At 63.9% G+C, this 21,224-nt stretch carries 21 protein-coding genes and 2 tRNA genes; 13 read left to right on the forward strand and 10 right to left on the reverse strand.

From position 1 onward, the window contains the following. Positions 1-415 precede the first annotated feature (415 nt). A complete protein-coding gene (locus KKP04_RS14545) occupies positions 416-1,051 on the forward strand; it encodes a DedA family protein (RefSeq protein WP_371818831.1) in 636 nt (211 codons plus the stop codon). Positions 1,052-1,072: 21 nt separating this feature from the next. Here KKP04_RS14545 and KKP04_RS14550 read toward each other — a convergent pair whose 3' ends face one another. Then, positions 1,073-1,591, reverse strand: a complete 519-nt coding sequence (locus KKP04_RS14550) for a tetratricopeptide repeat protein (protein ID WP_215033163.1) — start codon at positions 1,589-1,591, stop codon at positions 1,073-1,075. A gap of 482 nt (positions 1,592-2,073) precedes the next feature. Between KKP04_RS14550 and KKP04_RS14555 the strand changes: the two genes are divergently transcribed. Beyond that, entirely contained in the window at positions 2,074-3,582 is a 1,509-nt protein-coding gene (locus tag KKP04_RS14555) for a carbohydrate porin (protein ID WP_371818832.1), read from the forward strand. A gap of 9 nt (positions 3,583-3,591) precedes the next feature. Here KKP04_RS14555 and KKP04_RS14560 read toward each other — a convergent pair whose 3' ends face one another. The 3 genes from KKP04_RS14560 to moaA form a co-directional block, all read right to left on the reverse strand. Beyond that, complete coding sequence (locus KKP04_RS14560; RefSeq protein WP_215033169.1) at positions 3,592-4,665, reverse strand: 2'-deoxycytidine 5'-triphosphate deaminase; 1,074 nt, start codon at positions 4,663-4,665, stop codon at positions 3,592-3,594. A gap of 158 nt (positions 4,666-4,823) precedes the next feature. Then, complete coding sequence (locus KKP04_RS14565; RefSeq protein ID WP_215033172.1) at positions 4,824-5,618, reverse strand: hypothetical protein; 795 nt, start codon at positions 5,616-5,618, stop codon at positions 4,824-4,826. Positions 5,619-5,652: 34 nt separating this feature from the next. Then, entirely contained in the window at positions 5,653-6,696 is a 1,044-nt protein-coding gene (gene moaA, locus KKP04_RS14570; protein WP_251134148.1) for a GTP 3',8-cyclase MoaA, read from the reverse strand. A gap of 257 nt (positions 6,697-6,953) precedes the next feature. Between moaA and KKP04_RS14575 the strand changes: the two genes are divergently transcribed. After that, positions 6,954-7,514, forward strand: coding sequence for a nitroreductase (locus tag KKP04_RS14575; RefSeq protein ID WP_215033175.1), 561 nt, complete (start codon positions 6,954-6,956; stop codon positions 7,512-7,514). Between the two features lie 12 nt (positions 7,515-7,526). Here the strand turns inward: KKP04_RS14575 and KKP04_RS14580 are convergent, their stop codons facing one another. Further along, entirely contained in the window at positions 7,527-8,321 is a 795-nt protein-coding gene (locus tag KKP04_RS14580) for a (Fe-S)-binding protein (protein WP_251134154.1), read from the reverse strand. 236 nt (positions 8,322-8,557) lie between these two features. On the opposite strand from KKP04_RS14580, the gene KKP04_RS14585 reads away from it, so the two are divergent. Both KKP04_RS14585 and glpX read left to right on the forward strand, forming a co-directional pair. Continuing rightward, positions 8,558-9,889 (forward strand): homoserine dehydrogenase, encoded by a 1,332-nt coding sequence (locus KKP04_RS14585; protein ID WP_215033178.1) that lies wholly within the window; start codon positions 8,558-8,560, stop codon positions 9,887-9,889. Positions 9,890-10,013: 124 nt separating this feature from the next. Continuing rightward, the gene (gene glpX / locus KKP04_RS14590; protein WP_215033181.1) at positions 10,014-11,009 is read left to right on the forward strand and encodes a class II fructose-bisphosphatase; all 996 of its coding nucleotides are present in this window, start codon (positions 10,014-10,016) and stop codon (positions 11,007-11,009) included. 80 nt (positions 11,010-11,089) lie between these two features. Here glpX and KKP04_RS14595 read toward each other — a convergent pair whose 3' ends face one another. Then, entirely contained in the window at positions 11,090-11,782 is a 693-nt protein-coding gene (locus KKP04_RS14595; protein ID WP_215033184.1) for a metal-dependent hydrolase, read from the reverse strand. A gap of 101 nt (positions 11,783-11,883) precedes the next feature. Between KKP04_RS14595 and ruvX the strand changes: the two genes are divergently transcribed. The 4 genes from ruvX to dprA are packed head-to-tail and all read left to right on the forward strand — an operon-like array spanning position 11,884 to position 15,396. Then, positions 11,884-12,354: a Holliday junction resolvase RuvX gene (ruvX, locus tag KKP04_RS14600; protein ID WP_215033187.1), complete on the forward strand. Its 471-nt coding sequence runs from the start codon at positions 11,884-11,886 to the stop codon at positions 12,352-12,354. Beyond that, on the forward strand, positions 12,351-13,277 hold the full coding sequence (locus KKP04_RS14605; RefSeq protein ID WP_215033190.1) for an AEC family transporter: 927 nt from the start codon (positions 12,351-12,353) through the stop codon (positions 13,275-13,277). The genes ruvX and KKP04_RS14605 overlap by 4 nt, the downstream gene beginning before the upstream one ends. Before the next feature lie 48 nt (positions 13,278-13,325). Further along, positions 13,326-13,985 (forward strand): glycerol-3-phosphate 1-O-acyltransferase PlsY, encoded by a 660-nt coding sequence (gene plsY, locus KKP04_RS14610; protein WP_251134150.1) that lies wholly within the window; start codon positions 13,326-13,328, stop codon positions 13,983-13,985. Next, on the forward strand, positions 13,939-15,396 hold the full coding sequence (dprA, locus tag KKP04_RS14615) for a DNA-processing protein DprA (protein WP_215033193.1): 1,458 nt from the start codon (positions 13,939-13,941) through the stop codon (positions 15,394-15,396). Before plsY ends, dprA begins: the two co-directional genes overlap by 47 nt. Before the next feature lie 93 nt (positions 15,397-15,489). Here dprA and KKP04_RS14620 read toward each other — a convergent pair whose 3' ends face one another. Further along, the gene (locus KKP04_RS14620) at positions 15,490-15,795 is read right to left on the reverse strand and encodes a hypothetical protein (RefSeq protein ID WP_215033196.1); all 306 of its coding nucleotides are present in this window, start codon (positions 15,793-15,795) and stop codon (positions 15,490-15,492) included. A 148-nt stretch (positions 15,796-15,943) separates the two neighbouring features. Between KKP04_RS14620 and KKP04_RS14625 the strand changes: the two genes are divergently transcribed. The 4 genes from KKP04_RS14625 to KKP04_RS14640 all read left to right on the forward strand — a co-directional run bounded on the left by KKP04_RS14625 (position 15,944) and on the right by KKP04_RS14640 (position 18,672). After that, positions 15,944-16,681 carry an HAD-IA family hydrolase gene (locus tag KKP04_RS14625; protein WP_215033199.1) on the forward strand — a complete coding sequence of 246 codons (738 nt, stop codon included), beginning with the start codon at positions 15,944-15,946 and terminating at the stop codon, positions 16,679-16,681. A gap of 200 nt (positions 16,682-16,881) precedes the next feature. Then, a tRNA-Arg gene (locus tag KKP04_RS14630) sits at positions 16,882-16,958 on the forward strand. Between the two features lie 157 nt (positions 16,959-17,115). After that, complete coding sequence (locus tag KKP04_RS14635) at positions 17,116-18,303, forward strand: NAD(P)/FAD-dependent oxidoreductase (RefSeq protein ID WP_215033202.1); 1,188 nt, start codon at positions 17,116-17,118, stop codon at positions 18,301-18,303. A 292-nt stretch (positions 18,304-18,595) separates the two neighbouring features. Next, positions 18,596-18,672, forward strand: a tRNA-Pro gene (locus KKP04_RS14640). Between the two features lie 229 nt (positions 18,673-18,901). On the opposite strand, the gene KKP04_RS14645 is transcribed toward KKP04_RS14640, so the two are convergent. From KKP04_RS14645 to KKP04_RS15835, 3 genes are all read right to left on the reverse strand, one after another. Beyond that, complete coding sequence (locus KKP04_RS14645) at positions 18,902-19,327, reverse strand: HIT family protein (protein ID WP_215033205.1); 426 nt, start codon at positions 19,325-19,327, stop codon at positions 18,902-18,904. 98 nt (positions 19,328-19,425) lie between these two features. Continuing rightward, positions 19,426-19,812, reverse strand: coding sequence for a hypothetical protein (locus KKP04_RS14650; RefSeq protein WP_215033208.1), 387 nt, complete (start codon positions 19,810-19,812; stop codon positions 19,426-19,428). A 58-nt stretch (positions 19,813-19,870) separates the two neighbouring features. Continuing rightward, positions 19,871-21,224, reverse strand: a 1,354-nt coding sequence (locus KKP04_RS15835) for an OmpA family protein (protein ID WP_305848959.1), incomplete at its 5' end; no start/stop codon positions are given.

Consider the following 21,224-nt stretch of genomic DNA (forward strand, 5'->3'; position numbering starts at 1 on the left):
GCTCAGTGATAGGACTACGACCAGGATTAGACATAAGACGATCCCTCAAGGAACCGTCACACTCGCAGCCGTTCGAGCAAAATGGAAGGTGAGGTCAGAACACCGCTTACGCGAGACCACCGCTGTCGCGCGTCGCCGCGACAAAGTCGGAGCAGAACCTTAACCTTATCCTTTTGTAATCGTGGTGGCACCCACCATTTCGAATTGCGGAAAGGGACACGACTAGCCATTTAGTGTTTTGCACGCGGCTCAACGCTGGCCTATTTGTGGGCATCGGATGTTGGCCGTACCGGTTCCGGGCACGGCTCAAGAAACCGGCGCCTCCTGCGCCCTAGATCAAGAATAAAGCTGCCCGGTCAATCGTATAGAAAGGTTTCTCGTGGACGTCCTCGGAAGTATCCAGGAATTCATTCTTGTGAATAAGGATCTGGCAGGGCCGATCCTGGGGATCATCGCGTTTGGCGAATCCCTGATCCTCGTTGGTTTGTTCTTCCCCGCGACTGCGATCATGCTGTTCACCGGCGGCCTCATACAGAAAGGCATGCTCGATCCCACCACGGTCATCTTGTGGTCCATCGCGGGCGCAAGCCTCGGCGATGCGGTCACTTACTGGCTCGGCCGCTGGATCGGCCCCAGCGTCGTGCATCGATGGCCGCTGAACCGCGAAAAGGAAGGCGTCGCCAGAGCGCGCCTGTTCTTCCGCAAATACGGGTTCCTCTCGATCTTCATCGGCCGATTTCTCGGCCCCGTCCGGTCCACGATTCCGCTGGTGGCGGGCATCATGCGGATGCGCCACGTCACCTTCCAGATCGCGAACGTCACCTCCGCCATCGCATGGGTGCCGTTCATGCTGCTGCCGGGCTATTTCTTCGCCCGCGAAGTGGGCGACTTCACCGAGGTGAGCGCGGGCGGTTGGGCCGTGATTGCCGCTATCGTCCTGGCGCTGACAGCGCTGTTCACGATCATCGCGGTCAAGGTTCAGGGAACGAGCGCCAAGGATCGTCGCAAGCGCCGCTCCCCGCCCGACGAAACCGGCGTCCCGGCCGAATAGCGGGTCTGTCACCGAAAGAACTCACTCGGATGAGCATGCCTCGACCGAAGTCGGGATCGTCCGTGCGCGAGCCATCCCCGGCGCGATGTCGCGGATCTTCTGATAGTCGCGCAAAGCCTCGGCGCTTTTGCATAGGCGTTCGTAGGCCTTGGCGCGATTGAAGTACGCCACGGGATTGCCGGGACTAAGCCGGATCGTGGTCGAATAGGCTTCCACCGCTTTTTCGGGCTTCTTCGTCTTGTCGTAATAGACGCCAAGGTTATAGAAGGTCAGGGGATTTCCGCCATCCAGCGCCGCCGACCGGGCAAGATCCTCATAAGCGCGGTCGAAGTCTTCGAGCGCAAGAAACGCGCCGCCCCGATGCGTCAGGGATCGAGCATCGGCCGGGTTCGCGTCCACCGCCTGCGAGCATAGCGCGACCGCCTCCGCAAGCGCGGCTTTCCTGAGAGCGCCTTGGCACTGGTCCGAAGCCGTGCCGCCCGCGTGCGCAACGGGTCCGGCAAGCGCGAGAGCGCTCCAAACCAACGCAGTAAAACGCATCAAGGCCCTCCTTCTGTACTCAAACGATATAGTGCGACCCGCGCTCGCGCGCAGCAACGAGCGCAGTCAGCCGTAGCCCTATCCTGAGCCCTGATCGAGAAACATAAACAGATTGACTTGCCGCGAGCTTGCGCAGCACATCCAGTGCCCCATTTTGCGGCGTGCGTGTCCGAGGCGACTTTCACCTGACTATTTGGGAACACCAGGTTAAATCGGGATCGACGGTGCAATCAACGAAGTTATTCCGAGTCTTAATTCTAATTATAATAATTATAATTGGGTGTAATTATACCACTACTGGCGGAATGAAAGAAATGGACTGTCTTTCTTGCGTTTCGCGGTTGACCCCGGCCAGCCGACTCAGCTACCGCGATCATCCGTGGGTTGTCATTCCAGCCAGACGCAACCTGCTCCGATGAGCGATTGATCGGATGCGGCTGTCGGAGTGTGGAAGCTGAACTCCATGGATGAGGCAAAGCGCCGTGACACGGCTTCAATCAGGTCCAGGCGCCCGTTCAAGCGCGCACCTCAGAGCGGCGACGATCCGAACCGCATGCCTCGCAGCGGCGCTGCTGATAGCGGTTTTCATCGCGTCTACCGCGAGGGCTGACGACAAGGACGGGCTGCCGGACGCTTCCGTCGCCACCAGCCTGAACGGCGGACCCGACAAGGAGTTCCGCGCGGACCTTGCAAAGAAAGGCATCACCTACGGCGTCGATTATGTCGGCGAAGGCTGGGGAAATTCCGGCGGCGCGTATCAGGGCGCGACCTATCTCGGCCGCCTTGAAGTCTCCGTCGTGGCCGATCTCGAAAAGCTGTGGGGAGCCAAGGATCTGAAATTTCACGTCAACGGCTACCAGATCCACGGTGAAGGGCTGGAAAAATATCTCGGCGGTCCACTGATGACGATCAGTTCCATCGAGGCGCTTCCGTCCTCCCGCCTCTTCGAAATCTGGCTCGAACAGGACTTCGGAGAGCATGTATCGCTGCGCGCAGGCCAACTCGGGATCGACAGCGAGTTTTTCGTCTCGGAAACGGCGGCCAACTTCGTCAACGCAACATTTGGCTGGGCTGCGATCTGGGCGAACGATCTGCCGAACGGCGCCAACGCCTATCCGCTTGCAACCCCGGGCGTTCGGATGAAGGTCGATCTGTCGGACAACCTCGCCTTCCTCGCCGCAGTCTATAACGGCGACCCGGCCGGCTGCGTAGATGGACAGCGCTGCAACCGCAACGGAACCGATTTCCGGATGCAGAGTCCGCCGCTTGTCATCCAGGAATTTCAGTACAAGTACAATCAGCGCGCGAAAAGTGGCGACGATGCCAACGAGACGGTCAAGCCGGATACCGACGACGACGATGACGATGATGACGACGATTCCGTTCAGCCCGAAGTCGGCAGGAAGAAGAACGGCCACCACGCTCCAACGGATGTTCTGAGCCTTCCGGGAACGTTCAAGATTGGCGCGTGGCAGCATTACGGGCGCTTCGACGGCGTTTATTCCGCGACGCTGCTCGATAACGGTTACGACGACGTGCGGCGGCAACGTTTCAAGCGCGATTTCGGCTTCTATGGCGTGATCGATCAGCAGATCTATGCACACCGGCACGATCCCGCGAAAGGGGTCAGCGTCTTTGCCCGCGTTGCAGGCGCGCCATCCGATCGCAATCTGATCGACTTCTACATCGATGGCGGCGTTTTCTTTTCGGGCTTCGTCAAGCATCGCGCCTATGACAGTTTCGGCGCGGCCTTTGCCTTCTGTCAGATTTCCGGCGACGCGCAGGCTGCGGATCGGTACATCGCCAACACTCTGGACTCGGCCTATGCCATCCGAAATTTCGAAGCCGCCGCGGAATTGTTCTACAGGTTTCAGGTCGTTTCCGGCTTCTACATTCAGCCCGACATCCAATACATGTGGAATCCGGGCGCGAACGTCGCGGGAAACTCGGATGCGTTGTATGGCAGCGTGCGTTTCAGCATCTCATATTGACGGCCTGCTTCAGACGGCGCGGAAATGCTTCGACAACTTCAGCGACTGCGCCTGATAGTGTGAGCCGATGTCGTGCCCGTACAGGCGCGCGGGCGGCTCCGACAGCGGCTCATAGCTCAACCGCCCGATCATCTGGCCGTCTTCGAGAATGAACGGCACCTTGTGGCTGCGCACCTCCAGCACCGCGCGGCTGCCTTGGCCGCCAGCCTCCGCCATGCCGAAGCCCGGATCGAAAAAGCCAGCATAATGCACGCGGAATTCGCCCATCAGCGCGTTGAAGGGTTCCATCTCGGCAGCGTGGGTGGCGGGCACGCGCACGGCCTCCTTCGAGGCGAGGATATAGAATTCGTCCGGGTCGAGGATCAGGCGGCGGTGATGGGTGACGGCAATCGGCTCCCAGAATTCATCGATGTCGTAAGCGCCCGCTCGGTCGACGTCGATGACGCCGGTGTGGCGCTTGGCGCGATAGCCGATGAGCGCGCCCGGCTCGCCGCCAAGCTCAACGGAAAGCGACACGTCGCGCGGCTGGCCGCCACCCTCGGCAGGCGCCGCCGCGCCGCCGCCGCCGTTCGCGTCCCGGAACCGGATTTGCGAGAGGCGCGATCCCGTGCGCACGAGGATCGGAAAGGTCTGCGGGCAGATTTCGAGCCAGAGACGCCCCTTGTAGCCCGCGCCGGTCTGGTCGAAGCCGGGGCCGTGATCGGCGATGACGCGCGTGAACACGTCGAGGCGGCCGGTGGAGCTTTTCGGGTTGGCGATACCGGAGAGAAACAGCGGCAGCGCGAGCGACTCGTCGATTTCCGCCACATACACGCAGCCGACTTCGAGCACCGCGCCGGGGGCGAGGTCGATGGTATGCAGCTTGAAGCGCTCGATCTGGTCTTCCGTCTTCTTGCCCGGACCCGGAATGAAGCTCGCGCGCACGCGAAACGCGCGCCGCCCAAGCCGAAGATCGAGGCTCGCGGGCTGGATCTGTCCCTCGCCGATGGGAGCGGAAGCCGCAATCGCGCCCGTGGCGACGAGCTTCGCAATGGCCTGCGATGGAAGGATGCCGGACGCTTTCACGCTCTGGGAAGTGGTCATTTCAGGTGCAGTCATCGTTGTACGGTTGCCGCGCCGCGACCGTCTTAGCCGAAACATCGGGTCGAGCGGCGCGCGACAACAAGCCTTATCGGAAAAGGTTCGGCGGGGCGAGTCGGCAGAACCGCCGCAGCGGGCGCTTCACCACCTTGGCGTCCGGCTCAAGGCTGTTTCTGCGATGCCTTGACGGCGGTCTTCAGCGGTGCGGTTCTGGCATTCAGCCGCGCCTCAGCCAGCGCAAGCCATTTGCGGCAACTCGCAAGTCGCAGATTGCAGCGCACTGCGATGCGCGGCTTCTGCGGGGCGGCCGACACGGGCAGCTTTCCCGACGACAGCGCGACCGTCACGGCACCGCCGCGATCGGCCTCGCGCGCCGAACGCTCGATGAGTTGCCGGGCCGTCATGCTGGCGAGGAACGGATTGGCGCGCATCGCGGCTTCGCTGAAAATGCCGGAAACGCGCTCTTCCGGCTCGGCTTCCAGCACCTTGAGCGCGGTGGCGGCTCCGGCGAAAAAGGCGAGCCTCAGATTGGCGGGGGTCGCGGGCTGGTTCTGTTCTGCGAGCGCGGCGGCATTCTCGCGCGTGTACAGCAACGCGGCTGTCCGCGAAATCGCGTAATCGGTGCGAAGCGCCAGGATCTCGAAATCGGTCTTGCCCGCCGCGAGGTCCGGCAGGTTGCGTTTCACCACATCGAGGAACGTGGACTCGATGAATTGATACGGACCGAGCGCCGAAGACAGCGGGTTCTTGGCGAATTGTCGCCCGCCCGATTCCGCCCGCATGAGCCTGTCGAGGAAGGCGTTTTCGGCTTCGGTCGGCGCGGGGTCGGGGGTGATCTTCGGCTGTTGCGCTTCGTTCCGGGCCTTCTCGGCGGTTGCGTTTGCGTTGGCACTATCATCGCGCGCCGCCGATGTTTCGGGCTGCTTTTCCGCCGCCAGAACCGTCGCACTCCACATGACGCACACAACGCACACGAAAAACCGCATCGCGTCACCCGCCCGTCACGCTCATGGGCCGCGCGATTTGCGTCTCTTCGGCCTTGTCGATGACGAAGTCATGCCCGCGCGGTTTGCGAGCCAGCGCCGCGTCGATGGCCTCGGATAGCCGAGCGTTCGATGCGTCCGCGCGAAGCGGGGCGCGCAGATCCGCCGCGTCTTCCTGTCCGAGGCAAAGATAGAGCTTGCCGGTGGCGGTGACGCGAAGGCGGTTGCAGCCTTCGCAGAAGGATCGCGACATCGGCGTGATGAAGCCGAGCCTGCCGCCGGTTTCCCGCACGCGGACATATCGCGCCGGGCCGCCGGTGCTGTCGGGAAGCGGGTCGAGGGTGAACCGCGCGGAAAGCTGGGCGCGCACGTCGGACAGCGGCAGGTAACTTCCGTACCGCCCGCCTTCGATGGCGCCGAGAGGCATGGTCTCGATCAAGGTCAGGTCCATTCCTTCCGCATGACACCAGAGTAGCATGTCCGCGATTTCGCTCTCGTTAATGCCCCTCAGCGCGACCATGTTGATCTTGAGATGCAGCCCGGCCGCCCGCGCCGCGCGGATGCCCGCGAGCACGGCGGCGAGATCGCCCCGCCGCGTCACGGCGCGAAACTTGTCCGCGTCGCGTGTGTCGAGCGAGATGTTGACTCGGCGCACGCCCGCAGCCCTCAGCGGCGCGGCGAACTCGGCCATGCGGCTGCCGTTGCTCGTCAGCGTCACCTCGTCGAGCGCCCCGGCGGCGAGATGGCGGGAAAGCGCGCGCACAAGCCACAGGAAGCCACGCCGCATCAGCGGCTCGCCGCCGGTGAGCCGGATCTTGCGCACGCCCTTCGCGACAAACCCCGCGCACAGGCGATCCAGTTCCTCCAGCGTGAGCAGATCGGCTTTCGGCAGAAACCGCATGCGATCCGGCATGCAATAGACGCAGCGGAAATCGCAGCGGTCGGTGACCGACACGCGCAGATAGGTGATGTGACGCCCGAAAGGATCGACCATGGCGGGCGCGGCGGCTGCGGGCGATAGTGCCCCGGCCTCTGTCAGGTGCAGCGTCATGCGATATTCCGGGGTTCGCGGGCCGAGCCGGGAACTCCGACCGGCTCGAAATGCTGATATGTGTATGCGGCACCGGTTGTCAGCGCCCGCGCGCTCACGAAATGATGATGAGACGCCGCCGAGTTGCCGGGCGCCTGGCGCTTTTTTTGCGCAAGCCCCGGATGCTAGACTCCGGCGCATGCCGTCTTGTCTACATGCAGCTCGCTTTCAAGCAAAAACATGGGCCTCAAGAGCACCAGCACACAGGAGCGACTTCGATGGAAGCTTACGAATCGCTGGTGACGCGGGTCAGCCCGGCCGTTCTCGAAGAACCGGCACCGGACCCTGAAACCGAACGCAAGATCTTTGCGGCGGCGCTTCGCGCTCCCGATCACAAGCGGCTGAGGCCGTGGCGGTTCATTTCCATTCGTGGCGATGCGCGGGCGAAGCTCGGCGAGATTTTCGCGGCGGCGTATCAGAGCAAGCTTTCGAATGCGTCGCCGGAGGCGATCTCGCGCGAGAGGAAGAAGCCGCTTCGCGCGCCCCTGATCCTCGTCGTGCTGGCGAAACTCGTCGACGACGCGAACGTGCCCGCCATCGACCAGAAATATTCGGCGGCGGCGGCGGCGCAGAACATCATCCTCGCGAGCGAGGCGCTCGGCTTCGGCGCGGTGTGGAAGACGGGCGACGCGGCCACCGATCCGCTCATCAGGGAAGCGCTGGGCGTAGGATCGAACGAGGAAATCGTCGCGTATATCTATATCGGCACGGTGAAAGCCCGGCCCAATCCGCCCGCGCCGCTCGACGTGTCGGCCTTTGTCACGAACTGGCCCGGCTGAGAAGCGAAGCGTCTATTTTTCTTCGCAAAGACCCGGCTCGGAGTCATCGCCCGCCAGCACCTCGGCGATGTGGCGAACCTCGACGGCCCGCCCCTCGCGGGCAAGCTTTCCGGCGATGTTCATGAGGCAGCCGAGGTCCGCGCCCGTGAGCACTTCAGCGCCGGTTTCGACCACGCGCTCAACCTTTTGCGAAACGATGGCGTTTGAAATTTCCGAGTATTTGAGCGCGAAGGCGCCACCGAACCCGCAGCACACGTCACGATCGGTCATTTCCGCGAGCGTGAGGCCGTCCATACTTTTCAGAAGCGCGCGCGGCTGCGACGCGATGCCGAGTTCGCGCACCGACGAGCAGGAGTCGTGATAGGTGACGCGGCGCGGATAGGCGCGGCCGGAAAAGTCCACGCCGAGACTATCGGCGAGGAACGCTGTGAGTTCGCTCGTCCGGCTCGCGAGCCCTTCCGCCCGCGCGCGCCATGACGGCTCCGTTTCCGCATCGAACAAGCCGGGATAGTGCTTCACGATCATGGCCGCGCAGGAGCCTGACGGGACCACCACATGAGGAAAGGTCTCGAAGGCGGCGATCACCTGTTTCGCAATCGCCCGCGCGGTTTCGCGATCGCCTGAATTATAGGCGGGCTGGCCGCAACAGGTTTGCGCCGCCGGAACGACGACCTCGCATCCTGCCTCTTCGAGGAGCCGTACCGTCGCGAAGGCGGCGGACGGGCGGAACATGTCTACGAGGCACGTGACGAACAGCCCCACGCGCACCGTGTGACTTCCAGCGACATGCGGCGCACCTGCCTCCATCCCGAATTCCCCATCGAAAGTTGTCTGCTGTATCTCGCACAACGCGATGCGATAGAATACCGCTGTCTGGAATTCCATTTAATTCGCAGTCGGTGACTGCCCGGCTCTCGCCAATTGCATCGCATCCGAGATACCGATAATGATGTGCGTTCCCGCGCGTCAGGCTGACGGTCGCGCGAGGCGACTGCGCTCCCGTTCGAGATTTCCCACGGATGCGCGATAAGGATCGACGAGACATGACAGATCTTCCGCCGCTTCGATTGGGCATCGCCGGTCTCGGCACGGTGGGCGCGGGGCTGGTGTCCCTGCTGCGCGAAAACGGCGCGGCCATCGCCGAGCGCTCGGGCCGCAGCGTGGTCCTCGCCGGCGTATCCGCAAGGTCGCCCGCCAAGGATCGCGGCGTCGATCTTTCAGGCATTCCATGGATCGCGAATGCTTGCGAACTCGCGCGAAGCGACGCCATCGACGTTTACGTGGAACTGATCGGCGGCGAGGAAGGTCCGGCGCTTCAGAGCGTGGAAGCCGCGCTCGAAGCGGGAAAGCATGTCGTCACCGCGAACAAGGCACTTCTCGCGCGCCATGGCATCTATCTTGCCGGTCTTGCGGAGAAACAGGGCCTCGCGCTCAATTTCGAGGCGGCGATTGCGGGCGGCATTCCTATCGTGAAGGGCCTGCGCGAAAGCTTGCTCGGCAATTCCATAAGCCGCGTCTACGGAATCCTGAACGGCACGAGCAACTACATTCTGACCCGCATGCAACGCGAGAAACTGCCCTTCGACGAGGTGCTCGCGGAAGCGCAGGCGCTAGGCTATGCCGAAGCGGACCCGACTTTCGACATCGACGGGCAGGATGCGGGCCACAAGCTCGCGCTGCTGGCCGCGCTCGCCTTCGGCGTCCGCCCCGACTTCGGCTCGATCCACCTCGAAGGCATCCGCCGCATCGAGCCGTTCGATTTCGACGCAGCCGAAGAACTCGGCTATCGAATCAAGCTGCTTGCCGTGGCGATCCAGACCGAGGAGGGCATCGAGGCGCGCGTTTCGCCGACCATGATCCCGAAGACGAGCGCGCTCGCTCGCGTGGACGGCGCGCTGAACTCGGTGGCGGTCGAAGGCGATTATGCGGGCCTGATCATCCTTGCGGGGCCGGGCGCGGGCGCGCGCGCAACCGCGTCGTCGGTCGCCGGGGATATCATCGACATCGCCCGCGATCATATCAGCCCGCCCTTCATTCTGCCGGTCAGCAAGCTTCGTCAGCAGACGCGGCCGGGCATGTCGTCGCATGAGGGCGGCTTCTATATCCGCCTTTCGGTCTACGACCGACCCGGCGCCATCGCCGCCATCGCCACACGCATGGCCGAACAGGATATTTCGCTCGAAAGCATCGTGCAGAGGCGCGCGCCGACGGACCTGCCGGGTTTCGGTCGCCCCGGCAATGGGGCTCAATCGACGCCGGTCGTCCTGATAACGCATCGCACGCGCGAGGAGCGTCTTCGCGCCGCGCTCGACGCCATCGTCGAGGACGGGCATGTCTCCGGCATCCCACAGACGATACGCATTGAGGCGCTTTAAGACGGCGTGCTAAAGCTTCGTAGCGCGCACCAGATTTATTTGTCGCAATTCCCTACGGAAAAGCCGGTTCCCAATTTCCCGGAATTGCTTCAAGCCACCTGAGTTTCGCGGGAGGGCCAGGACCATGGCAAACGAGCCGACATTCGCCAGACCGGCGAGCAGTCTCATGCGAACGCTTTCGCTCGACATCGCCAGAGTAACCGAGGGGGCCGCCGTAGCCGCGGCAAAGCTCCGCGGACGGGGCGACGAGCGGCAGGCGGACGCCGCCGCCGTGGCAGCCATGCACCGCGAGCTTGCGGAACTCGCGATCGACGGCCGCATCGTGGTCGGCGAGGGCGAGCGCGACGAAGTGCCGCTTCTCTATGAGGGCGAGGAATTGGGCCTCGGCGGCCAGCCCGTGGACATCGCGGTCGATCCGCTCGAAGGCACGACGCTGTGCGCGAAATCGCTGCCGGGCGCGCTGGCGGTCGTGACAATGACCGAGCGCGATTGCATGCTCAAGGTGCCGGACGTCTACATGGAGAAGATCGCCATCGGCCCCGGTTACGAACCGGGACTGGTGGGCCTCGATCGTTCCATCGCGGAAAACCTCGCCCGCCTCGCAGCCGCAAAGGGCGCGCGCGTGTCCGAACTGCGGGCGTGCGTGCTCGACAGGCCGCGTCATGCAAGGCTGATCGAGGAAATCCGCGCCGCCGGTGCCGCCGTGGCGCTGATCGGCGACGGCGACATCGCGGGCGTGATCCAGACCTGCAAGCCGGACGAAACCGGCATCGACATCTATCTCGGCACCGGGGGCGCGGCCGAAGGTGTGCTCGCCGCCGCTGCGCTGGCTTGCCTCGGCGGTCAGATCGAGGGGCGGCTCTGGGGGCTCAACGACGAGCAGGCGCGGCATGCCGAAGCCCTCGGCATCGAGAACACGCGAAAGATCTTCCGCGTGGAAGACATGGTTTCCGGGGACATCATATTCTCGGCGACTGGCGTCACGGACGGCCCGCTGCTGCCGGGCGCGCGGTTTTTCGACGGACGCATCGAAACGCACACGGTCATCATGCGTTCGTCGACTCGCACCGTGCGCTGGATTCGCGCCGAGCATCTCGACGTGCGCAAGTTCGAGCGCTGAGGCGCCGCGTTTCGGGGTCGTGATCTCCACGCCACCTGCGACGCCCGCCGAGCGCGAAGAGGAGTTTCTGGCATCCTACCCTAAACCTCAAACCCCACGCCAACCTCCGGCACGACCACATTCACGCCCTCCGCCAGCGCGACGAACTTGTCCGGCGTCTGATCGATGATCGGGAACGTGCCGTAGTGGATCGGGATCACCGCGTCGAAGTGGAAGAACTTCCGCGCCGCGAACGCCGCCTGCTTCGCGCCCATGGTGAAGCGGTCGCCGATGGGCAGGAAGCCGACCTTCGGCGCGTAAAGCTCGTCGATCAGCGCCATGTCGCCGAAAATGCCGGTGTCGCCCGCGTGGTAGATCGTCTTGCCGAGGCCCTCGATCACGATTCCGGTCGGGTTGCCGAGATAGACGGTCTGCCCGTTCGCGCTGGTCGACGAGGAGTGGAACGCGTTCACGAAGCTCACCGACACGCCGCCGCCGAGGTCGACGGCGCCGCCGGGATTGCCGGGCTCCACCTTCTCCACCCCTTGCGCCGCCAGATGCATCGCCAGCTCGTAAACCGCGACGAGCGTTGCGCCCGTCTTCTTGCAGATCGCCACCGCATCGCCGACGTGGTCGTCATGGCCGTGCGTCAGCACAACATGCGTCGCGCCCGCAGCCGCCTCGTCCACCGGGCCGGTAAAACTGGGATTGCCCGTCAGGAACGGGTCGATCAGGATGACGTGACTGCCGTTTTCCGCGCGAACGGCGGAGTGCCCGAACCATGTCAGCTTCATTGCAAATCTCCCGAAGATGAGCGACGAGTAAAAGCGGTGCCCGCACTATATGAAAATGTGGCGCGCCCGCAATTTGTAAAAAACTCCCGCAGGTGACTTTAGTGCCTTCCGAACTCGTGCCGCTTCCCGACCTCATCTTGCGGCTCAAACGCGACGAGCGGCTGTTCGGCCTCGACGTCGGCACGAAGACGATCGGGCTTGCGCTCTCTGACGTGATGCGCCAGATCGCATCGCCCTTCGACACCATCCGTCGCACGAAATTCACGGCCGATGCGGTAAAGCTGCTGGAGCACTGCAAGGCGCAGGGTGTCGGCGGCCTCGTCGTCGGCCTGCCCATGAACCTCGACGGTACGGAAGGCCCGCGCGCGCAGTCCACACGCGCCTTCGTGCGCAGCCTCGGCGCGCTCACCGACATGCCGATGGCGTTCTGGGACGAGCGGCTGTCCACGGCCGCCGCCGAGCGCGCGCTGTTCGAAGCGGACGCGAGCCGCAAGCGCCGCGCCGAGGTCATCGACAAGATGGCCGCCGCCTACATCCTTCAGGGCGCGCTCGACCGCGTGAACTACGCATGATCACGATCCTCGAAGCGCTGGCGCCGCTGTTCCTCATCACGGCGCTTGGATACGGCCTCGCGCAGATGCGTTTCGGCGGCGAAGCCCTGTGGCGCGCGCTCGATAACCTCGTGTTTTATGTGCTGTTTCCGGCGCTGCTGGTGAAAACGCTGATGCGCGCCGACCTCCACAACGTGCCCGCCGCCGACTATGTCTTCGTCTCGGTCGCTTCGGTGACGATCATGGCGGGCGCGTTGCTCGCGGGCTGGCTTTCATTCGGTCGGCCGATCTCCGGCCCCGCTTTCACGAGCTTCCTTCAGGGCGCTATCCGCTTTCAAAGCATCGTGTCGGTCGCGGTGGCCTCGGCGCTGTTCGGCGAACGCGGGCTGACCTTCGCCGCGCTCACGGTGGCATCCGTCGTGCCGACGGTGCAGCTCTATTCGGTGCTTGCGCTGTCCGTTTTCGGCGAAGGGGCGGGTGAGATGAAGCTCGGCCAGATCTTGCGCCGCGTTGCGTCCAACCCGCTATTTCTGGCCTGCGTCGTCGGTCTGATCCTCAATGGGACCGGAGCGCCGGACTTCGCGTTTCAGACGCTGTCGCTTCTCGGATCCGCCTCCATCGGTCTGACGCTGCTTTCGGTCGGCGCGGGCTTCAACATGGGCGCGGCACGGGCGGCGATGAACCTCGTCGCGGCCAGCACGGTTCTTCGCCTGATCCTCATGCCGCTGCTCGTGTTCGGACTGGCGTGGGTCGCAGGGCTGTCGGGCATCGCCCGCACCGCCGCCGTGATCGGCGCTGCCGTGCCAACAGCCGCCTCCGCTTACACGACAGCGCGCATCATGGGCGGCGACGCGCCGCTGATGGCGCAGATCGTGACGGTGCAGAGCATTGCGTCGATAGCGACGCTTCCCTTATTCATCTGGCTCGCGCAGAACGCACCGTAGATTGAATACTCACGCTGTCACGCGGAGATGAAAGGACCGGAAAGAGCGATGGCTCTGAACGAAAAAGACCTGTGGTTCGCCGTTTTTCTCGGCGCGAATATCTGGATTGTCTGGGGCGCAGCGCTGCTCGCCGGTTATCTCTGCGGCTCGATCCCGTTCGGCTACCTGTTCAGCCGCATGGCCGGACTTGGCGACATCCGCAAGATCGGCTCCGGCAATATCGGTGCGACCAACGTGCTGCGCACCGGCAAGAAGAGCCTCGCGGCGGCGACCCTGCTTTTCGACGCGGCCAAAGGCTTCGTCCCGGTGCTCCTCGCGCGGCACTATCTCGGCATGGAAGCGGCTATGGCGGTCGCGCTTGGCGCTTTTCTCGGCCATCTCTTCCCGGTCTGGCTCGGTTTCAAGGGCGGGAAGGGCGTCGCAACCTATATAGGGGCAATCACCGCGCTCTACTGGCCCGCGGGCGCGTTCTTCTGCGGGCTTTGGCTCGTGATCGCGCTTGTAACGCGCTATTCTTCGCTTTCCGCCCTGATCGCGGCGGCAGCTACACCGTTTTTCGTGCTCGCGATGACATCGGTGCCGCTTTTTATCTTTCTGCTTGCACTTTCGGCGGTTCTCATTCAACGCCATCATCAGAATATCCGTAAACTGATCGACGGGCATGAAACAAAAATCGGCCAGAAAGCCGCGCCAGCGAAAGGCGCCTGAGGAAAAGCCCGGCGGAAAGGCGACAGGCTCGCGCGTGACGGCTCCGAGGTTCGGAGCGGCGGCGGGGCCTGAAGATGCGACGGGCGCGGAAGCGGCGGCGACCGACGACCTCGCGACGCTTTCGCATGCGGCAAATCTCCTGCCTGAGGCACTTTCCGTCGCATCGACGGGCCTTGGAGAACCGGGCGCCGAGTTCGATTATTCGCCCGAACCGTCATGCGACAGCAGGCGACGCGGCGCGCCAACGCCGACCGAGAAACGCGACCGCCTTCGCCTCATCCGCACGCCGCATATCGGCACGGTAACCTTCTGGCAGCTCGTCGCGCATTTCGAATCGGCGGCGGCGGCCATCGAGGCGCTGCCTGAATTCGCAAAGCACGGGAGCCGCGTCTCCCCGAGAAGCGTGCCCTCGATCGCCGCCGCCGAGGCCGAGATGGAGCGCGCGGCAACGGCTGGTTTGACGCTGGTTGCAATCGGCGAAGCGGGCTATCCCCCACTTCTCGCCGAGATCGAAGCGCCGCCACCGCTCCTTTATATCAAGGGTGACCCGCGCATCTGGCTGAGGCCATCGTTCGGTATTGTCGGCTCGCGCAATGCGTCCGGCGCGGGCCTGAAATTCACCGCCGAAATCAGCGCCGAGCTTTCGCGTCTCGGTCTTCTCGTTGTGTCGGGCCTGGCACGCGGCATCGATGGCGCAGCCCATCGCGGCGCGCTGCCGTTCGGCACCTGCGCGGTGCTACCGGGCGGCCTCGACCGCATCTATCCGCCCGAACATGTCGGGCTCGCCGCCGACATCGCTGAGAACGGTTTGCTTGTCGGGGAGTGCGCTCCGGGTTTCGTCGCCCGGGCGCAGGAGTTCCCAAGGCGCAACCGCATCATCTCAGGGGCCAGCCTCGGCGTGCTGGTTGTCGAGGCCGCCGAGCGGTCGGGCTCGCTGATCACGGCGCGTCTGGCTGGCGAGCAGGGCCGCGAGGTCTTCGCCGTGCCGGGGCATCCGCTCGATACGCGCGCGACCGGAACGAACCGGCTCATCAAGGAAGGCGCGGTACTGACGACCTCGGCTGAAGACATCATGGCCGCGCTGAAGGACAGGCTCGACGACTGGGCGCGTTTCGGCGTCGATGTGATGCAATCGAACGAGGAGCAGCAGCCAGCGGTACGCGACGAGAGCCCCGTCCGCGCTCAAGGGGATCCGATCCGTCGCGATCCGAAATGCGGCGACGGCCTCGGCTCGCTCGACGAAACCATCGCGGATGTCCTGCAATTGCTGAGTTTCTCTCCCATCGCCATCGACGATCTGTGCCGCATGACAGGAAAGCAAACCCGCGAGGTTCACGCCGCGATCGTCTCTCTCGACCTGGCAGGCCGCCTTGAGCGACGCGGTTCGAGCCACATCGTGCTGCGAGCCTGAGGCGGGCGTGCCTGACGACGCGACTGCCCTCCTGCCTGTTCTTGAGCATGCTGGCTCTCGAACGATCCCATCTGACTCCGGCCCCGCAGGGCGTCAAGCCTGACAATGAAACCGAGCCTCTTCTTCAGCCACCGAAATAAGGTCCGCGAGCAGGCGGAACTGTGATTTCGCCGCGACGAGACGCAACGAGGAAAGAAGTGAGGCGATATATTCCGCAGCTTCGGCGGGCGTCATGTCGATCACGTCGTCATCATAGCCAACATCGGTTTCCCTGATGCTGTCGTCCGTCATCGCGTGCGCGAGATATAGTTGTTTTCGGCGCGTATTCATATGCATCAAACCTCGCCAGATCTGGAACTGGTACTCTGGAATGGGTGAATTATTATTACAGCGGGTCAACTATAAGTTGCGCCCTCCGCTGATAGCAAGAGTGGCCGTTAGATCCGCAGAGTTAAAGCACTTTTTCCATTGTTTAGCGTGACACTTTAGCCACTCATGACATCCCGCCGTGTCGAAATGCGCCTTGCGGCATGGATTCGCTCCCGTCGTGGCATTACCGTCGCCACATTCGCACGCTGCCTTTCGCACGGAGGGTTTCATTCGTAACGCGACACTGGTTTTCGATCTGGACGGAACGATCGCCGACACGGCGGGCGACCTGATCGAGGCTGCCAACGCCGCACTTGCGGCACGGGGCTTTGCGACGGCATCTCCGGCGGCCATCCGGCGAGGCGTCGGATACGGCGCGAAGGCCATGCTGGCTGCTGCTTTCGACGAAACCCGCGAACACGCAGGCGAGGCGGAACTGACGCATCTGGCGCAGCAACTTGTCGCCCGTTATGAAGAGCGCATCGCCGATCATACGAGGCTCTTCCCCGGCTTCCTCGACGCCGCCGAGACGCTTCGCGGGCGTGGCGCCAGGCTTGCGCTCTGCACGAACAAGAGCGAGCGGCTCATGACACGGCTCCTTTCCGAACTCGGCATCGAGGGACTTTTCGAGGCAGCGGCGGGCCGCGACACCTTCGCCTTCCACAAGCCGGACCCGCGCCATATCACCGAACTCGTGGCGAAAGCCGGCGGCTGGCTCCCCTTCGCAGCCATGATCGGCGACAGCGAAGCCGATATAGCGGCTGCGCGTGGCGCGGGCATTGCCGCGATCGCCGTCCGGTTCGGCTATGCGGCCGTGCCCGCGGACGCGCTCGGCGCCGACGCAATCCTTGACAGCTTTGTCGAGCTTCCGGATCTGGTGGAACGTGTTCTCGGTCGAGTGCCGTCCGAAGCTTGAGGCGCAGAGGGGATTTTGTTGCCGAGCCGGATCTACAGCCGCCGCGGGCTGGCGCGCGTTACAGCGCCGCGGCCGTAAATCAGGCTCGGTTTCGTCGGCAGCTTGCCAGGAGCGCGCGAAGCGGATGGCCCCGCGTTCGCGTGGCCGCCCAAAATCCGGCGATTTACAGAATACGCCAGCGAGGGTAGTGTTGCGCCGCTGGTCCCGTAGCTCAACAGGATAGAGCACCTGCCTTCTAAGCAGGGGGTTGGAGGTTCGAGCCCTCCCGGGATCGCCAATTAAATCAGCAAGTTATCCGCATCATCAACGATCACGAAACCTGCTTTTCCGGTTCGGGTACACTGTAGGGTACACGGAAAAGGCGGCACGCTGTGGCAGACTGTGTAACGGTCTGCATGGTTTAAAGGGGGCGCACGGCCGTGTAGAACAAACGCATGCGCCAGAGTACCACCAATTTTGACGTCATCATTCTCGGCGCCGGCGCGGCGGGGTTGATGTGCGCGCTGACGGCCGGACAGCGCGGCCGCAGGGTCTTGCTGCTCGAACGCAGCGACAAGGCGGGCGCCAAGATCGTGATATCCGGCGGCGGGCGCTGCAACTTCACCAACCTCGGCATCGCGCCGGACCGCTTCGTTTCGGGCAACCCGCATTTCTGCGTCTCGGCGCTTCGCCGCTATACGCAATGGGATTTCATCGACCTCGTCTCGCGACACCGCATCGCCTACCACGAGAAAACCCTTGGGCAGTTGTTCTGCGACGGTTCCGCGCGCGCCATCGTGGCCATGCTGCTGGAGGAATGCGAGCGCGGCGGGGTAACGTTGCGCTTCGGCCAAAATATCTCCGGCGTCTCCAAGCCCGACGGTTTCCGTGTCGAAACGTACTCGGGCATCTTCACCGCGCCCGCGCTGGTGCTGGCGACCGGCGGGCTTTCCATACCGAAGATGGGCGCTACCGGCTTCAGCCACGACGTAGCCCGGCGCTTCGGCTTGCGCGTCACGGAAACACGGCCGGGGCTTGTGCCGTTCAGGGCGGAGCCGGGCGCGGCCGGTTTCGACGCCTCTCTCGCGGGCGTTTCGCTCGATGCCATCGTGTCGTGCGGAGCGCGCTCTTTCCGGGAAAACATTCTTTTCACGCATCGTGGCCTTTCCGGCCCGGCCATCCTGCAAATATCGTCCTATTGGCGTCCGGGCGCTTCAATCGCCATCGATCTTCTGCCGGGGATGGACGCCATCGGGTTTCTCAAGGAGCGCAAGCGCACGCGACCGCGCGCATCGGGGCGGGCCGTGCTTGCGGAGATGCTCCCCGCACGCCTCGCGCAGGCTCTCGCCGAGGCTCACCTTCCGGCTGGCGAGATGGCCAATATCCCCGACCGCACACTCGGGGCGCTCGCGGAGCATTTGAAGGGCTGGCGGTTCGCGCCGCAGGATACCGAAGGTTTCGCGAAGGCCGAGGTCACCGTGGGCGGTATCGATACGCGGGATCTGTCGTCGAAGACGATGGAGGCGCGGCATGTGAGCGGCCTTTATGCTGTCGGCGAGGCCGTCGACGTTACCGGATGGCTCGGCGGCTACAATTTCCAGTGGGCCTGGTCGAGCGGGTGGAGCGCCGGGCAGGCTGTTTGACCGCTGCGCCCGCTTCAGGTCCTGATCGCTCGAAGCGCTCGCCAACCCGCGACGGCGCGAGCGCAACGCCCGGACGTGCCCTTCGCCACGGTTCTCGATTGAAGAAACCTCGCCCGGCGGAACGTGCAGAATCCGGAGCAAAAAGAGGGAAAATGGGTGACCGGGCGCCCCTCAAGAAATTGAAACAGACGCCTCTTAAGCGCTTGCGATACAGCTGCGAGGCGGGTATATACCGCGAACGCGTTCGGGGAACCGAAAGCAGCCTTGGCAAATTTGCCGGGTGCGATCAAGTCGGAGTGTAGCGCAGCCTGGTAGCGCACCTCGTTCGGGACGAGGGGGTCGAGTGTTCGAATCACTCCACTCCGACCACTTTCGAGACAATTGGCGGATCTCCGGCCCTGATTTTCCTGAGCCAGGTCAAACGGATCAGTCAGTCAGACTCATCGGCGTGAAAGTCAGCATCGCCACCACCGTGGCGCCTCCAAAGGCGACAGCCCATCCTCCACGCCAAGGCGTTGCCTGGAATTTCCTTTGACGGGCATACGCTCAAGATCGTCCCATTTCGTCCGCTTCGAAATCTGCTCGGCCTCACGCTTCCTTACGCCAGCGCTGCCTTCAGCTTCTCAGCATGCTTCGCCAGCAGATCGTTGTCCGCCATGATGCCGAGGGGGCGAAGCTCGTCGCCGGTCTTGCGCGGCAGGATGTGGAAATGGAGGTGGAACACGACCTGACCGCCAGCCGGTTCCGAAAACTGCCAGAGCGACACGCCGTCCGCGTCGAACGCCTTCTTCGCGGCGACGGCGATGCGCTGCGCCGTCGCGATGACCGGCGCGAGCACGGCGGGCGACGCGTCGAGGATGTTGCGCACGGGCGCTTTCGGGATGATGAGCGTGTGCCCGTCGACGCGGGGCATGATGTCCATGAACGCGAAGCTGTCCGCGTCCTCATGGACGAAATGGCAGGGCAATTCGCCGCGAAGGATTTTCGCGAAGACGTTGTTCGGATCGTAGGCAGGTGCGCTCATGCCGGTGTCCTCCGCTGTCGGGGTTCGCTTCGCTTTTCCCGCGAAGCGGAGCGCGGGTCAAGCTCGGAAGAAAGGGACACCTCGCCGCCGAACGCATCTCAGATCAACAGCAGCAGCCAGATCGCGCCGAGCAGCAGCACATTCAACTGCTCGGATACGTTCATCGTGCCGAAGCGCTTGCGGCGCTTGCCCACGATCTTGATGACTTCCTTCGTGATGACCTTCGGCTGCGGCGGCGGGGGAAGTGCCGGGTTCGGCGTGCCGCGAAGCCATCGCCAGAACAGGTTCGCGGCCCAGCGGCCGTAGCGCATGAGAGCGAGCGTGCCGCCGGTGAAGCTTCGATAGCGAACGCTGAGGAGCATCCACGCCACGATAAGAAACCAAAGCAACGTCGAGATCAGGTCGCGCAGCACGAACCACACGACCGTCCAGACGACGCTCAGGAAGAAACTCAGGACTGTCCAGATGTAAGAAAGGATGTCCATCGCTTCCCCCTGCCGGAAAACGGGCGCGTGAGCCCGCTTTCTTCACGTCCTTGCGCGATCAGGGCCGGTAATCGTTCTGCGGCCCTTGCCCGCTATTGCTGTAACGGCCCTCGTCGCCCTGCAAAAGGGGCGTGAGCCGCCTAATAACGACGCGGCGGTTCCTGATTTCAGGCCCCTGCGTCGGAACGAGCAGGAACTGCTCGCCGTAGCCTTGTGTGACAAGGTTCTCGCGCGGAACCTGATAATACTGCGTCAACACGTCGGCCACGGCCTCCGCGCGGCGATCCGACAGTGACAGATTATCCTCATCCGTGCCGACCGCGTCCGTGTGGCCTTCGATGAGGAACACTTCGCCCGGATTGTCCTGCACGATGCGGTTGACCGAATCCGCTATGCCCTCTAGCAGCGGCGCCTGATCGGGCCGCACTTCCCACGAACCGAACTCGAAGTGGATCGTGTTCAGCCTTACGCTGCGCATGCGGTCGCGAAGGTCCGGGCTCGCGAGCACCTCATCCAGCGAGTAGGTGCGCGGCAGCGGTCCCACCGGCGGAGCGTAGAGCGTGTCGTAGATGGTTTCCTCCGAAGCCACACCCGCGTCTACGATGTAGTCTTCTTCGGGCATCGCGACGTCTGGCGGCGGAAGCAGAACGATGGCCGCGCCGATCGCCGCGAGGCCAAGGCCAGCCGCAAGCGCGCGGTTCTCGAACAGCGTGAAGCGGCGGCCGTCGGGCATGACGCGCACGCGACGGATCGGGCGGCCGAACCGGTCGGCCTCGACTTCAACGCGCGAACCGTCCGGACGGTGGAATGTCGCGAACTCGCCGCCGCCGGGGATGGGACGACGATCCGCGCGTCCGCCGAAGCGGCTGAAGTTCGCCGTCTCGTCGTGGCGGATGAACGTCTGGTTGTTCAACCGGAAGATCTTGCGATTGCCCGGCTCCTCGATGAAGCGGACGCCGTTCGGGTCGAAACGCTCCTGACGCTTGGCGTGGATGTCGCGGAAGCGTTCGGTCTGAAGCCGCATGCGCTCATCGATCCCCTCGCGCGTGCGTTCGCGGTCAGCCTGACGGCGCTGATCTTCCCGTATTTTCCGGCCGAGTTCGATACGGCGCGTGTCACGCTCGGCGCGCGCGCGCTGTTCTTCCGGCGAGGCTGGCTTACCGAACTGCGGGCGTCCGCCGAATTGCGGCACGCCCGCGGGAGGCCGTCCGCCTCCGAACTGCGGGCCGCCCGCGCCGGAACCCGCCGGACCTTTACCCGCTGGCCCCTGACCCTGAGGCTTCGAGCTGCCCGGCGCGCCTTGCCCGAAGCGCCCGCCTTGCGGTTGGTCGGGCTGCGGCTTCGGCCGTCCCTGCTCCTGTGGCTTCCTGCTGCCCGGTGTACCTTGGGGCGTACCCTGCCCGAAGCGCCCG

It is taken from the genome of Rhodomicrobium sp. Az07, from assembly GCF_018619475.1.
Taxonomy (GTDB): domain Bacteria; phylum Pseudomonadota; class Alphaproteobacteria; order Rhizobiales; family Rhodomicrobiaceae; genus Rhodomicrobium.